At 40.5% G+C, this 13125-nt stretch carries 12 protein-coding genes and 1 pseudogene; 2 read left to right on the top strand and 11 right to left on the bottom strand.

Annotated elements, in window-relative coordinates; all coding sequences use genetic code 11:
* The 8 genes and pseudogenes from AC1U9Z_RS02020 to AC1U9Z_RS02055 form a co-directional block, all read right to left on the bottom strand.
* Positions 1-804 (bottom strand): annotated as a pseudogene (locus tag AC1U9Z_RS02020) (SLC13 family permease); the annotation flags it as partial.
* A gap of 227 nt (positions 805-1031) precedes the next feature.
* Positions 1032-1415, bottom strand: coding sequence for a Na-translocating system protein MpsC family protein (locus AC1U9Z_RS02025; RefSeq protein ID WP_333530385.1), 384 nt, complete (start codon positions 1413-1415; stop codon positions 1032-1034).
* Positions 1416-1670: 255 nt separating this feature from the next.
* A complete protein-coding gene (locus tag AC1U9Z_RS02030) occupies positions 1671-1946 on the bottom strand; it encodes a hypothetical protein (protein WP_479955520.1) in 276 nt (91 codons plus the stop codon).
* Positions 1947-2366: 420 nt separating this feature from the next.
* Complete coding sequence (locus tag AC1U9Z_RS02035) at positions 2367-4088, bottom strand: SulP family inorganic anion transporter (protein ID WP_479955521.1); 1722 nt, start codon at positions 4086-4088, stop codon at positions 2367-2369.
* 277 nt (positions 4089-4365) lie between these two features.
* The gene (locus tag AC1U9Z_RS02040; RefSeq protein WP_479955522.1) at positions 4366-5154 is read right to left on the bottom strand and encodes a WCX domain-containing protein; all 789 of its coding nucleotides are present in this window, start codon (positions 5152-5154) and stop codon (positions 4366-4368) included.
* A 28-nt stretch (positions 5155-5182) separates the two neighbouring features.
* Positions 5183-5506: a hypothetical protein gene (locus AC1U9Z_RS02045; protein ID WP_479955523.1), complete on the bottom strand. Its 324-nt coding sequence runs from the start codon at positions 5504-5506 to the stop codon at positions 5183-5185.
* 30 nt (positions 5507-5536) lie between these two features.
* Positions 5537-6031: a CBS domain-containing protein gene (locus AC1U9Z_RS02050; RefSeq protein WP_333530381.1), complete on the bottom strand. Its 495-nt coding sequence runs from the start codon at positions 6029-6031 to the stop codon at positions 5537-5539.
* 149 nt (positions 6032-6180) lie between these two features.
* Positions 6181-6339: a hypothetical protein gene (locus AC1U9Z_RS02055; RefSeq protein WP_333530380.1), complete on the bottom strand. Its 159-nt coding sequence runs from the start codon at positions 6337-6339 to the stop codon at positions 6181-6183.
* A 470-nt stretch (positions 6340-6809) separates the two neighbouring features.
* Here AC1U9Z_RS02055 and AC1U9Z_RS02060 point away from each other — a divergent pair, with 470 nt between their 5' ends.
* Together AC1U9Z_RS02060 and AC1U9Z_RS02065 are read left to right on the top strand one after the other, a co-directional pair.
* A complete protein-coding gene (locus tag AC1U9Z_RS02060) occupies positions 6810-8336 on the top strand; it encodes an ATP-binding protein (RefSeq protein ID WP_479955524.1) in 1527 nt (508 codons plus the stop codon).
* Positions 8329-9684: a sigma-54-dependent transcriptional regulator gene (locus AC1U9Z_RS02065; protein ID WP_333530378.1), complete on the top strand. Its 1356-nt coding sequence runs from the start codon at positions 8329-8331 to the stop codon at positions 9682-9684. Before AC1U9Z_RS02060 ends, AC1U9Z_RS02065 begins: the two co-directional genes overlap by 8 nt.
* Before the next feature lie 60 nt (positions 9685-9744).
* On the opposite strand, the gene ligD is transcribed toward AC1U9Z_RS02065, so the two are convergent.
* The 3 genes from ligD to AC1U9Z_RS02080 all read right to left on the bottom strand — a co-directional run bounded on the left by ligD (position 9745) and on the right by AC1U9Z_RS02080 (position 13123).
* Positions 9745-10719 carry a non-homologous end-joining DNA ligase gene (ligD, locus tag AC1U9Z_RS02070; RefSeq protein WP_479955525.1) on the bottom strand — a complete coding sequence of 325 codons (975 nt, stop codon included), beginning with the start codon at positions 10717-10719 and terminating at the stop codon, positions 9745-9747.
* 14 nt (positions 10720-10733) lie between these two features.
* A complete protein-coding gene (gene ku, locus AC1U9Z_RS02075; RefSeq protein ID WP_479955526.1) occupies positions 10734-11576 on the bottom strand; it encodes a non-homologous end joining protein Ku in 843 nt (280 codons plus the stop codon).
* A gap of 128 nt (positions 11577-11704) precedes the next feature.
* Positions 11705-13123: a SpoVR family protein gene (locus tag AC1U9Z_RS02080; RefSeq protein ID WP_479955527.1), complete on the bottom strand. Its 1419-nt coding sequence runs from the start codon at positions 13121-13123 to the stop codon at positions 11705-11707.
* Between the last annotated feature and the right edge of the window lie 2 nt (positions 13124-13125).

Genomic DNA, 13125 nt, shown 5'->3' on the forward strand with positions numbered 1-13125 from the left:
CTGCCCGGGCTTTTTCCCTAATACCAACAATCTTTGCCTTCTCGGGCTTATAAATCAGCAATAACATCCCCCAGATTAAGAAGACTGTTGCCCAACCAAAGGGAGCCAAGTGCAGCGAAAAATCAACAAAAGAAACTTCTATACCCGTGAACTCTGTATAGAAACCAACTGCCGCAGGGTTACGGGCACCACCCAGCAAAGTACAAATACTACCGGCACCAGCTGTATAGGCCATACCGATAAACAGGGCCTTGCCAAATTTAGTGGGTTTACCGTCTGAACCCTCACCATAAAGGGCAAGAATTGTAATTAATATTGGGAACATGGTAGCAGCCACAGCTGTGTGAGCCATAATATGCGTTAATAACGCTGTAATCACAAAAACACCCAATAGTATCTTTCTGGTGTCTTCACCTACTACATCCAGCATTTTATAAGCAATACGTTTGGTAATGCCTGATTTAGTAAATACAATACCAATTAATAATGAACCTAGAATAAACAACACCGTGGGATCCATAAAATCTTTAAAGGCTTCCTTAGCAGGACGGATTAGGAATAATGCCTGAATAACACCGATAGCAATACCAGTAACACCGATGGGGATAACTTCAAATACCCACCAAATACCCACCAAATACCTGCCAGCAGGAATAAACCAATGGCAGCTTTACCTTCCTGTGACAACTCAAAGGCTTTGCCGGACGGATCAATGGCCGGATCAAATTGAGGGGCTAAGTAAAAGGCAAAAAACAAAGCTATACCTAACAGGATAAAAAATGTTCTTTTAGCATTTGCACTCATTAAAGAATACACCTCTCTTTATTTTTACTTCTAGGTGTTCGTTTGCTTTTTGGCTGTGTTGACTACCTTGGAACAAACTTCTTCCTTCCCACCTCCCTTGAGAAAATAAAAAGACCAGCGTTCAACAAAGCAGATCAATCTGCCCTTTGATAACGCTGGTCTGTTATCACCAAGATTTGCTTAGTGAAATACCCACCAACTTGCGTGATCATCTGGTAACAGAACCCTTAAGAAAGAGCTTCGTCACCAGTGGATTTAATTTTCTTCTCTAAATTAGTGTCTAAAATAAAAACTTCTATGCATTCACCCGTTCGAATACTGATATCGCCATGACTGCTATTTACCTTGCATTGTGTAATATCCGTGATTATTTTTTCGATTTGTTCTACATAGGTGTCCCTAAGCTCCATCCTTAACTGCTTTACTAAGGCTCTTCCCTTGCGGCTGCTGCTGACATGCCTCTCTTCCTTCGTCAAAACCCCAGTGGATCGAATAATTACCATATCCCGGCAAATTATTGCCTTCGTACACTCGGGACCTCGACCAACCAGCAGCCTTTGAAACTTCACAAACTCATCACAAATCTTTTTTTCTATAACGGACTGTGACATAGACCAGCCCCCTTATAATGACAAATTACCTAGGTTCAATTTGTCACTACTTTTTGGTGGTTTAAATTTAATAAATCACAAAATTAATGTACAGGGTGATATTCGTTAATTTTATGTGATTTTTATAACTTGTTCTTAAGCAATTAGCCTCCCGCTTTATTTTTCGTGGGATTAAATTTTTTTGTCATCACAGACAGCTAATGGCTAATAAAAAAACCCCCGATTTAACTTTAAAATCAGGAGTTATACTTAACCTCACACTGCACTGGGTGCTATTTCTTTGTCTAATAAGAATAGCCTTTCTCTCTTCTGGTTGACTTCCAATTCACCTTCCCGACACCTAAAATGCTGACATTTGGTAGGAATTATGGCAATATCTGTTGTAATCATGTAATCAATTTCCTCGGGTGCCTGACGTTTTACTTCATCTTCAACTAACTTAATGGCTTCTTGCATTAGACTACTTAGTCTTAATCTAATTTCACAGTTATCTTTTTTGGCACATAACCCACATTTGGAGAATCCAGCCATAAATCTACCCCCTTACACTATAAATATGACCGAAACTAAAAAGGCCAGCACAATGTACAACAAAAATTTTCGTTTACATGTGCTGGCCTACCCCATGCCAAGTTAGCCTTCGCATATTGTCTGCCTGTTATATTTTATATGCTTTATTCCGATGACATAATGCTTTGTCTTACCATAACGGTTTCGTGAAATTTTGTACAGCCCCAAAGAACATCTTTTAGTAAAAGTAGGGCCCTATTACTAACTATTCCTTTTATATTCTTTAAATTACTCATACAGCATAAAAAAGCGATGCTTCATCGCTTCTTTATGCTGTATGAGTAATTAACTTTTTTCACAATCTGTAAAATATTTAGCCCGTCTATATTGTTTTAATTAAATAAATATAATAAAATATTGTCTCAATTTCCAAAACAGCCTTTAGGTATGCACATAACCTTCCTGATTACTGTAACTAACCTTTCGTACAAAGGAACTTGCTTCATCCAGGGGTTTGCCGGAGGTTGCAAACACTTCATCGTCTTCCATAAAAATATTTTCCTTGCCGATATGCTCCACAATATGCATTTTATCCAACATCTTAAGTATTCTTGGTGAAACACCTGTTAGAATAACCCGCTTGCCGTCACCATGGGCACGGTTTATGAACGCTTCAACAACCTCTAAAGCCGTGATATCGATAACGGAAATACCCTTAAAACGAATCATAAAGACCTTTGAGTCTGAATAGCCATCTGAAAGTTTTCTTTCCAAATCCGCGGATGAACCAAAATACAGGTTGCCTTCTAACTGGAATATAGCAATCGATGGACTTTGACCGTTGATGGACTGCTCCACAAACCTGCCATCATTAGCCTTAACGGGTGCCAGTGTTTTAACCGTGGCTACACCCGAATCCTTTAAGTAGAGTATTAAGGAAAGTGCTACACCAGCATAGATTGCCTGTTCAAGTTCAGGGGCCAAAATAGTTGTAAACATGGTAACCAATAAAACGACGGCGTCATTGCGGTTCGTCTTAACAACCTTGACCAGAGCCTTTTTATCGATCATGGAGTAGGCCACAACCATAATTACGCCCGCTAAACTAGCATTGGGAATATATCTGGCATAGGGAGCAAAGAAAATCAACACAATTAAGATAATAAAACCTACTAATACACCTGTCAGACGGGTTCTGCCGCCATTCTGGAAGGTAATGGCCGAACGGGTAAAGGAACCAGAACCAGCAATACTGCTAAAGAAGGCTCCGCCCATATTAGCAACACCCTGACCAATAAACTCCTGGTTGGGATCTATTTTTTGCAGGGTTTTAGAAGCAATGGCCTTAGAGATCGCTACTGCTTCCACAAGTCCAATGATAGCAATTACCACTGCCCCGGCACTAAGATCAACCGCAGCAGCTAAACTAAAGTTAGGCATACTTAGGGGTGGGATGGCTTGAGGAATTTCCCCCACTACCTTTATGCCATATTTTTCTAAACCAAAGACCATGACAAGGATTACCGATAGAACAACACCCAATAAAGCACCCGGAATGTTTTTGCTAATTCTTTTCGATATTAGAATAACTGCAATGGTAAATATCCCAATACCAAATGCCACATAATTCATTTTATCGAGGTTTTGGAAGCAAGCCGCTACCTTGCCAACACTGGATAAGTGACCAGAGGGAAGCTTAACACCTAGCAGATTATTGAGTTGCCCCATGGCAATAATGATACCAGCACCGGCCGTAAACCCAACAATCACGGCATGGGATACATAGTTTACCAGCGACCCAAGTCTAAAGGTACCCATGACAAACTGTATGGCACCAACCATGAAGGTAAGTAAAAACAGGTTGCCAAAAAAATTATCCTGCCCTATATAGGCGGCCATATAAGCAGCTATTAACAAGGAGATGGCATTTGTTGGACCTGTGGCCAACTGATTTGAGCTGCCAAAGGAGGATGCTAAGATGGTTAAGACAATCCCTGCATAAAGCCCATAGGCAGGGTGTACACCGGCAATCATGGCATAGGCCATTGTTTGGGGTAACGCAACCACGGCTACAGTTACTGCCGCGATAAAGTCAAAACGAAAGTCCTTTTTATCATAGTTTCTCAAGGTGTCCAATATGGGTACGTACTTTAAAATATTCATAGTACATGCCTCCACAAATAATTTTTCGTTAACAATAAGGTGCTGTAGACATGATGTAATTGAGTAGCAAATGTGAAATTTAGAGCTACGTTAGTTGCAAAAAAATCTTATTTTTATTTGTTTTTATCGCCAGCTAAATTAAGGCCACCCTCTTATACTGCACATCCTCTCCCCTCTACCTATTTAGCATTATCAAAATGTATAAGCTTTTAAGGATGTTACTATTAAACTTCCGTGACGTTAACGCACGCACCATTAAGGAATAAAAATTTAATCTTTAATAACTAATTAAGTACTTACTCTTGGTAGATACCACATCATTTTTATCGAGTCTTCTTAATCGATTGTGGTGCAGAATGTCTTTACAGTTATGAAGAACCTTAAAACGAAGATGCCCAGGCTCAATGATATCGACTTCTTTTCCCCAACTCGTCAGCAAGCCGGCCATTTCTTTGCCTCTTTTGGTGCGAATTTGAACCAAGGATGAACCGTCCTTTAGCTTTTGTTTGGAGATAATGTCACCACCTAGAACTTGATATACACTACTAAGAACCTTTGCGGATACCCTAATTTTTATCTCCTCCCAAGAACTTTCGGATGTTTTTGAAATAATCATGGTCTGGCGACTGGCGTATAATGCATCATCACTTGTAAAGGAGAACAAAGGTATTTCAAGGGGGATAACGATTCCCACTTGGCACATGCATTTCCGAACTAATAATTCTTGTAAAAAATAACGAGCATACAGTATTTCATTCTTAACAAAGTCAAGTTCTGATAACATATTCAACATTAATAACTCACCGGAAGAATCCTGTTCCTTTTCTCTTAGGGTGTAACCCCCTGGATATTCGGGATGATGGCTGGCTGTTTTTAAAATTTCATAACCCATTTTTTGCAATTCGTTTAAATAACGATAAATCTGCCTGGTACTTACGCCACATTTCAACGCTAGGTATTCCAGTGATGCACCACCACAGTCACTATAATCCCTTAATTCATTTAACATTATTTTTAAATTTTCCCCGTGGTTATGTTTAGCCTTGCGATTTAACTTTTTATCCAATACAATCACTCCATCACTTTTTACTCTCTTAATGGTAGAAATATTGGAGGATTTTTGCTTCGCCGGATGCATAGTCCGTTTGGGCTTCCACCAGCACTTGTAAAACCCTTAGCTTTTCTTCCGCATCCATATTTCCCAATGCTGCTAAAATACTATTTAGATCAAACCCAACAACACCTTTACATATTAGATCAGTCAAAACCAAACTGGTGCTTAACAGGTTCGCATCTAAATGCGGGTATGCTGCACAGAGCTTGCCGGCACTAGCCAACTTATCTCGATCTAATCGCTCGGAAATATTCTCCATTGCCCAAAGGCAACCTCGTTTTTTTAGGTAAGATTCCAGTTCCATTTTTACCCCTCACTCTTGTAAGCTAAAGGACTAAAAGGTATTTGCTTCTACCAATTCGCTCACTTCTTTAAATATTTCCACCGCCCTAATCATGCCAACTATTTCTTCCTTCTCTTCAACTGGCACCAATTCAATTTCATGATTGGTCAGCAGTAAAATCGCTTCCAGAATACTGTCACTCACCTGAAGCCTTTCTGCCTGAACAGGTTGCATGACATCCTTAACCTTTTTATCCGCCTGGGATAAGCAAACAGCCTCAAATATCCCATCCCAACATTTTGCTCCATCACGTTCAACAGGAATCGATCGAATAATGTCTCGAAAACTTAGCGTTCCAACCAATTGCTTTTTATTATTGAATACAAGTACAGACCGATGGGCCTGTGATCCAGCCATTTGCCCAGAATAGAAAGTGTTTTTTAGAACAAACATAGCGTCCCGTAAAGAATTCTCCAAAAATACAGTTGCATAGTCCTGAATAGGCACCATGATATCTCGTACTTTTTTTTCCGTATTACAGGGCACTAATACTCACACCCTTTATTTAGAAAAACTTGACTGACGCATACCCTAAAGCCAAACTTGACCTACGGTGTCCTCCGGATATGACGTCGGCCTTCGTTTAGCCCTTTTGTATACCTGAAAGTTTTGCTCCCGATGATATACCCAGAAACCTAAGCATCTAAAATATCTTCTTTCAGTTCCTCATCTTTCCCCAGGGAACGATATTTCCTAATGACTTCCACAATTAATTCACTGGTTTCAATTTCATTGTGAATGTTACAAGCATCAAATTTCTCCTGAACCCATTCGATAAATTGTGCACTTGTCATATAAAGACCTCCCCATTTTAATCATCATAACCCACTGAGCATATTCTTGTTGTCGTAATTCAGACTAATTGATTGTTTTCAAGCACTAAATAATCCTAAGATCACTAGGAGTTGCTTTTTTTGGTCAAAAGCAAACATTTTCATTTCTGCAATTCTTCAAATATGCTATAATGTAACCCAAGCAAAGACCTATATATTTTTTATTCTTTTATTATTATCTTTAATGCAATCTTGATGCCAACCATAAAACGTTATAGCTAGCGGCTTTGTATTTTTAAAATTGTTTGTTTTTAAACAACACTACCTTCCCGCAGCATTTTTTTAGCCTACCCACCATTTAGTTCCGAAAAAAAACCTTACTGCGCCTGGTTTTGTGATTACCGTAACAAATACCAATGAGTTGTCTGTTTTAAAGCAGTTAGTTTTTCAAATGTATATTATTGAACACTTCAAGGGGGAGGTAGGATGCTTTGTTACCAACCTTAAAAAATAAATCCTTTGCCATTCAAATAATGGTTTTGGTCTCCGCTATCTTATTGATTCCAATTTTAGTCATGGTTTATGATATTTTCTTTTCCGGTGCCAAGGATGAAATGTTATTAAAAACCAAGGAAGAACGCCTGGGTACCATTGTTAAGGCAACCGTGAGTTCTTTAGATAAACATCTGGAACAATCGGTTAAAAATGGTTTTGTAGAGGATCAATATAAAAAGTCTTTGGAAGAGGCCTTTAAAGTTACCGCCAAGCCATTGACTGATGCCAATCCTGGTGTGCGTCTGGGCCTTTATCTGGCAGATTCAAAGGAAATTTATGTTTTTGGTTTTTTGCATGAATATCGTCCAGAGAAACCCTCGGATGTAAAAGCCAGGGAGCAAAGGATATTTGATGAGGCTTCTTCCGGAATAGTAGCGGTGTCTGCCACGAAAAAGCCATTATCCCGGATCACCGGATCACTGGGAGATCAAGCCTTTGAATGTTTAATGCCTGTCGTACTTAACGGGGAGCTCATTGCTGTTGCGTGGGCAGATGAGCGTGTGCATCCAGTTTTTGCCCAAAGCAGACAGTTTAGTTTTATTACCAGGTACCTAACCTTACTGGGATTATTTTTCGGTCTAGGTGCAGCCCTCTATGTGATTCACAATTTGGCATCTGAAATTCAAGTTATTAAAAAAGGGCTGTTGAGCATGGAGGAAGACCTTGATAAACGGCTGCCGGCCATGCCTGGGGAGATCGGGGAAGTGGTGCAGTCCATTAATAACCTGGCAGCTTCGCTAAAGGAGAAAAAAAGGCTGCAAGATGAATTAATGAGGTCGGAGAGGCTGGTGGCTCTGGGACGACTGGTTACGGGAGTAGCCCATGAGTTGAGAAACCCTTTGGGCATCGTTAGAGCCACGGTTCAAGTCATGGAGGGAGAATACAAAAATCTGGAAGGAATAAAAGACTATTCCAAGGTCATTTGTGAGCAAATTGACAGGGGAAATAAAGTTATTCAAGAATTATTGGACTTTGGCAGACCCAGTAAACCAATTGTCAGTCCAACGGATTTAAATTGGTTGCTTGAATCTGTCCTTACCTTTACCCACCCCATGCTGAGACAGAATAATATTAAATTAATGAAAGAATATGCATCACTACCTAAGGCAAACATTGATTCGGACCGCATTAAGCAGGTCTTTGTCAATTTAATTATCAATGCCATTCAGGCCATGCCTGACGGTGGCAGCCTAACAATTAGAACCTTTGCTGAAAAGGATTATCTTATCGTACAATTTAGCGATACTGGAAAAGGTATTACGGCTAAGGATCTCCCCCGCATATTTGACCCCTTCTATACCACAAAGGAGGATGGGGCTGGCCTTGGCCTATCCATCTGTCATCAGATCATTCATCTGCACAAAGGGGCCATCTGGGTGTCGAATACGTCACCCACAGGCACAACCTTTGATGTTCGTTTACCCCAATCCAACCCACAGGAAGGAAGTGTTGTGATTGAATAAAATATTAGTAATTGACGATGAAGAGCATATGTGTTGGGCCTTGGAAAAGGGACTGCGCCAAGAGGGTTACCAGGTTTTTACCGCCACCAGAGGTAGTCAGGGTCTTGATATTATCCGCAAGGAAACTCCATCATTGGTTATCTTAGATTTAAAAATGCCAGAAATGAATGGGTTGGAGGTACTGATTAAGGCTAAGGATATGCTCCCCAAATTACCTGTGATTATGATTACGGCCCATGGCACAATTGATACTGCCATCGAAGCGATGAAATTAGGGGCCACTGACTATATTACCAAGCCCTTTGATCTGGATGAGCTTAAATTAGTGGTTAAACAGGCTTTAATGGTTAGCCATTTGCAAGAAGAGGTAACCTTTTATCGTTCGGAAATAAATAAAAGGTATGGCCAAATTGTTGGCAACAGTCAGGAAATTCAAGAAGTCTGTTCTTTAATAGAAAAGGTTGCAGATAGTAGTGCCACGGTTTTGATAACAGGTGAAAGTGGCACCGGCAAAGAAATAACAGCCCTTTCTATCCACCAATTAAGTTTCCGTCGGGAAAAGCCCTTTGTGCCCATTAACTGTGCCGCACTTCCTGAGTCCCTATTGGAAAGTGAACTATTCGGACATGAAAAAGGTGCCTTTACTGGGGCGGTGGCTAGAAAACTGGGGCGATTTGAATTAGCTCATGAGGGTACTCTTTTTCTGGATGAAATCACCGAGATGCCCCTGTCCATGCAGGTAAAACTGCTGCGTGTATTGCAAGAAAGGGAATTTGAAAGGGTTGGCGGCACCGACAGTATAAAAATCGATGTTCGAGTTATCGCAGCCACCAATAGAGATCCCCTTGAATGTATTAAAAATGGTACCTTCCGAGAGGATCTATATTACCGGCTCAATGTTTTACCCATTCATTTGCCTCCCCTAAGGGAGCGTAAAGAGGACATACCCTTATTGGTTATGCATTTTATAAAAAAATTCAACCCTTCACGGGAGCAAAGAATGTCTCCGAATGCTATGGGTTTATTGATGTCCTACGAATGGCCCGGCAATATTCGTGAGTTGCAAAACGTTATCGAAAGAGCCATTATTTTAGCTCAGGGGAACGAAATAAACCCCCATAACCTGCCAAAGGAAATTCAAAAGACGGATAATACGAAGGTCGCGTCAAACCAAAAACTTATCATTAATTTCCCTGAGAAAGGCATCTCCTTTGATGAAGTGGAAAAGGAACTAATTTTATTAGCCCTGGAAAAAAGCCAGGGCAATCAGACCAAAGCTGCCCAATTGCTAGGTATTACCCGCTCCGCATTGCTTTACAGGGCTCAAAAGTATCAAATAAAGCTATAAATTTGGTGGTTAGTGGTTGGTCGTGGGTTTTGCCGTGGGCTTTTGATGCATGTTATGCTTTTAGGTCTTTGGCGCATGACTCACGGCCAATTGCTTTATCGTACACTCCTCCGGCTTTTTATCTTCCCTAAGCCCCTGATAGCTTGGGTGCCTTAGGCGACCATCCGGGCTTACCTCTGTGTAGGTCACTTCACATACCAATTGGGGTTTGACCCAAAGAGGAGCACGGAATTCCCCTTTGCTTGGGATAAAAACGGCGGCATAAGTTTTGATTTGATTCAGCTCTGTCAATAAATGTGCTTCCTCATCCCTGGTAAAGCCTGTCCCCACCTTCCCTACATAAACCCATTCTCCTTGATGAAAGCAAACCAGTACGAGGGAACCAAGTCTTCTGTATCCATCACCTTTTTCCCAGCCAGCAATGACCAACTCTGCTGTTTTATTGTTGCGTATTTTTCTCCAAGTAGTTGCCCTTTTTCCAGGAGTATAAAGGCTATCTAACCGTTTGGCCATGATACCCTCAAGACCTACCTTTTTAACTACCTCACTAAATTCAATGCCTGAACCATAAACATACTGTGACACAATTAAATTGGGACCCTGCTCTACCGTTTTTTCCAAGGCTATTTTTCTTTGCGCCAAAGGTAGCTGCATCATGCTAGCACCGTCTTGATACAAAATATCAAAGGCTATAAAGGTCGCCGGCATTACTCTGGCAAGTCTTTTTACTTTTAGCGAATCAGCTATTTTACCCCGGGATTGCAACTTACTAAAGGAAGGTTTTCCTTCATCTAAGACAACTATTTCACCGTCAAGGATTACTGGTTTGTTGCTTACCTTTTGATGAAACTTCTGCAATTCTGGAAATCTTTCTGTCAGATCCATAAGGTTACGTGATAGAATTGTAGTTTCTTCTTCCAGGTACACCAGTCCCCTATAACCATCCCATTTTATTTCATATAAAAAGTCATCACTATTAAAGGGTTCTGCTGATACGGCTAACATGGGCTTAATCTTTGGCAACACTTTACGCATGATTTCGCTTCCTTTTATGAAGCAGTGGCTTTTTTGGCCCTGCTGGCTTTTTTCTTAACGGTATCCTTTGGCTTGTTATGATCCCTTTCTTTTTGGGTCAGATCGATACTGGCCTTTAAAGCCGACATTAGATCCACAACCTTTTCAGTTTGTGCAGTGGGTACTGTTTCCACTTCTTCGCCGGCGATCTTTGCTTGGATTACTTCTAAGAGCTGTTGCCGATAATCATCGGTGTATTTTTCTGGTTGGAAGGCTGCTGACAAATTATTAATTAAACTTACCGCCATTTTCAATTCATTGTCATGGACTTCTACTTTATAATCCAATTCAGAGATACCCTGTGGTTTTCTAACCTCGTCGGGATAAAACATGGTGCTTATACTAAGAATTCCTTCGGCGACCCGGATGGCAGCCAGTGATTCCTTATTACGAATAACCACTTTGGCAATGGCTACCTTACCTGTTTCCTGCATGGATTTTTTTAGTAGTTCAAAGACCTTTTGGCCTCCCTCCCCCGGTGCCAGGTAATAGCCCTTTTCAAAATACAATGGATCAATGTCGGTTAAATCTACAAAATCAACGATATTAATACTGCGACTGCCCTCCACCGGTAAACTCTCAAAATCCTCATCCTTCATCACTACATATTTTCCCTTTTCGTACTCATAGCCCCTGACGATTTCCTCATTATTAATTTCCGTATCGCAATAGGGGCAATATCTGCGATATTGTACGGGCGTTTTGCATTTTTCATGTAAATAATTAAATTTAACATTTTTCTTTTCTGTGGCAGCATACATTTTAACCGGGACATAGACTAAACCAAAACTAATCGCACCTTTCCAAAGGGGTCTCATCATTCATCCTCCTGCTTTTTTTCTTAGTATGTCCCCCTCGCTAGCAAAAAGTCTCCTATACCAACCATAAATACATGAACCAGCAGAAAAATCCGCTTCCCTTATGTATGGGCAGCGGATTTTTTATTTCATAGAAATTTTCGATTGCCCTTTTCCCCGTCAAAGGAAAATAAAGCCGGTTTATTATCGATTTTGGTTTCCAGGTGAACGGGTCGGTTCCAAAGATTATAAACATGAATGAGTGTCTTTTCCAGATATTTAATATCAAGTTCCCTGTTTTCAAAGATATTTTTTAAGTATAACTCTCCCCGCAGGTCATAATCCCCATCTTCCACCATAATCACAGGAATACCGCAATTGGTCATACTGCTTACCAGATGGTCCCTGACCTTCTCCCAATTTTTCTCTACGATCTTCCAATCATGCCCAATTTTTCTGTAAAGGTATAAATCCAGTTCCTCCACAAGTTCCTTTGTCAGGTAATTTCTCAGAAAGGATGCATCATTATCGATTTCCCTGATTTCAAATATTTTCTCTCTGCCAGCACCCGCCCCATATTCTTGATCCCATCTTTTTTCTATATCCTCAAACATTTTTAGACCAAGGTAATAGGGGTTGATGCTATTGCGGGAGGGCAGGATAACACCCGCGTTCATCTTGGCAAACTCAATCACTTCTGCTTCATCTAAGTCCATTTCTCTCATAATTCTCAGATGCCAATAGGTGGCCCAGCCTTCATTCATAATCTTAGTTTGCATTTGGGGCCAAAAATAGATCATTTCATCCCTTAGGGTTGATAAAATATCCAACTGCCATTCTTCCAAACCCTTGGCATTTTCCATAATGAATAAAAGCAGATCTTTTTCTGGTTGCTGTGGCAGGGTTTTTTTCTTTCTGGCACAGTTTCCTGGACAATTACAGCTAGGGGCTGACTTTTCTAGGTTCCATAGGTCATCATAGGGAGTTCCCTTATCGTTACCGGAGCAGCATACTTTTTCCTTTTTCTCTTGGTCCCTAGGATCCTTTTGCTTAATCATCCTGTGGGGTTCAATATGCTCCTGAACGGACATAACCGTGTCAATAAAGGACTCCACCCTTTGTTGGCCGTGAATTAATTCATACTGGCGAATTCTTTCTGCTGCCACGGCCATCGATTCAATAATGTCTTTAGGATTGGTAGCGCTAAAATAAACATTGTTTTTAAAAAAATCACAATGGGCCAACACATGGGCTGAGACCATCTTATTTTGAATAATTGTATTGCCCTCTAATAGGAAGGCATAGCAGGGGTCTGAATTTATAACCATTTCATATATTCTGCTTAAGTTATAATCGTATTGCGTTTTCATACGGTGATAGTTTTTGCCGAAACTCCAGTGGGTATAGCGAGTTGGCATACCATAGGCACCAAAGGTATAAATGATATCACCGGGACATATTTCAAAACGCATGGGGTAAAAATCCAGATTAAATCCCCTGGCAATTTCAATCATTTTCGGGATAGCTTCTTCCAGTTGTCGTATTTCTTCTGTGATTTGATCTCTCATTG

This window comes from Desulfotomaculum sp. (assembly GCF_982386235.1).

Coding starts and splice junctions, on each gene's coding strand:
- AC1U9Z_RS02025 (WP_333530385.1), bottom strand. CDS start 1,415: ATGTCACAGTCCGTTATAGAAAAAAAGATTTGTGATGAGTTTGTGAAG.
- AC1U9Z_RS02030 (WP_479955520.1), bottom strand. CDS start 1,946: ATGGCTGGATTCTCCAAATGTGGGTTATGTGCCAAAAAAGATAACTGT.
- AC1U9Z_RS02035 (WP_479955521.1), bottom strand. CDS start 4,088: ATGAATATTTTAAAGTACGTACCCATATTGGACACCTTGAGAAACTAT.
- AC1U9Z_RS02045 (WP_479955523.1), bottom strand. CDS start 5,506: ATGGAACTGGAATCTTACCTAAAAAAACGAGGTTGCCTTTGGGCAATG.
- AC1U9Z_RS02055 (WP_333530380.1), bottom strand. CDS start 6,339: ATGACAAGTGCACAATTTATCGAATGGGTTCAGGAGAAATTTGATGCT.
- ligD (WP_479955525.1), bottom strand. CDS start 10,719: ATGCGTAAAGTGTTGCCAAAGATTAAGCCCATGTTAGCCGTATCAGCA.
- ku (WP_479955526.1), bottom strand. CDS start 11,576: ATGAGACCCCTTTGGAAAGGTGCGATTAGTTTTGGTTTAGTCTATGTC.
- AC1U9Z_RS02080 (WP_479955527.1), bottom strand. CDS start 13,123: ATGAGAGATCAAATCACAGAAGAAATACGACAACTGGAAGAAGCTATC.